The sequence below is a fragment of the Peterkaempfera griseoplana genome, from assembly GCF_001418575.1.
GTDB classification, from domain to species: domain Bacteria; phylum Actinomycetota; class Actinomycetes; order Streptomycetales; family Streptomycetaceae; genus Peterkaempfera; species Peterkaempfera griseoplana.
In genome coordinates, this window is sequence record NZ_LIQR01000698.1 from 1 (window position 1) to 1,130 (window position 1,130).

Annotated in this window: 2 pseudogenes; both read right to left on the reverse strand. The window is 76.5% G+C overall.

The features are described from left to right. Window positions 1-738: pseudogene (locus AOK09_RS35605) on the reverse strand (hypothetical protein); the annotation flags it as partial. Then, window positions 738-1,130 (reverse strand): annotated as a pseudogene (locus AOK09_RS40995) (hypothetical protein); the annotation flags it as partial. The pseudogenes AOK09_RS40995 and AOK09_RS35605, both read right to left, overlap by 1 nt.

The window sequence follows — 1,130 nt, forward strand, 5'->3', positions numbered from 1 at the left end:
CTGGTCGGCCTGGCGCAGCGCCCGCCCCTGGTCGCCGAGCCGGCGTCCGGTGGTGGCCAGCCCGGAGGCGAGCTTGCTGCTGATGTCATGGATCTCGTCGGAGATCTGCTGTCCGGGTTCGGCCGCGGAGGAGGTCAGCGAGTCGTTGGAGAGGCAGGCCGACAGCCGCTGGCCGAGGCCGGCGAGGCGGCCGGCGGCGTTCTCGAAGTCCCGTGCCGCGTCGTCCAGCCGGGACTCGGTGGCCTCGAAGTCCGCGGGGTCGCCGGAGGTCTGACCGCCCGCACCGCCGAGGTCGCCGGGGCCGCGCTGGGCCGGGATCGCGGGGTAGACGCCCTCGCTGCCGACCTGGCCGGGCGCGTACGGGGCGCCGGCGCCGTCCCAGCCGGAGCCGCCGTCGTCCTTACCGTCCTCGATCCACTGGCCGCCGTCGCCGCCGCCGTCCTCCCCTGCTCCCTCGCCGCCCTGGTCGTCGCCACCGCCGAAACTGATGCCGCCGACGTCGACGTTGATCCCGCCGCCCTCGCCCCGGCCCGGGTTCTCCTCGGGGCCGCCGCCCGGCTCGGGTTCGGGGTCGCCGCCGCTGCGGCGGTGGCCGGGCTCCCCGGTGCCCCCGGCGCTGCCCGGCTCCGGCTGGGGGTCGCCGCCGGACCTCGGGTGCGGGGTGGGCTCGGGCTCGGGCTCGCCCGACCCGCCGCGGGGAGAGTGCGGCCGGGACGGCCGGTGCGTGTGCGCGGTCATCACTCGCCCCCTCGGCTGCCCGCGAGGGCGCCGTCGCTCATACCGTTCCTGGCGCCCTCGGCCGCCGCGTTCACCCAGGTGCCCGGATCGCTCGCGGTCTGCACGAACCCGTTCACCCCGTCCTGGACGCCGGCCCGTACCGCACCGCTGACGTCGTAGCCGTCGCGGACGCCGGTGTAGTTCTCCAGGCCCTGCTCGGCGAGCTGCAGCACGATGGTCTTCACCGCGGTGAGCGCGGCGTCCTCGACCATCTTCAGCAGGGTCTCGGCGACGCTCCTGGCCATCTGCTCGAGGATCTCGCGGACCGCCACCCGGGTCACCTGGGTGGCACCCAGCGCGCCCAGTTCGGAGAACCCGAGCGTGAACGGCGCCGCGGCCTGGGCGGCGGCGAC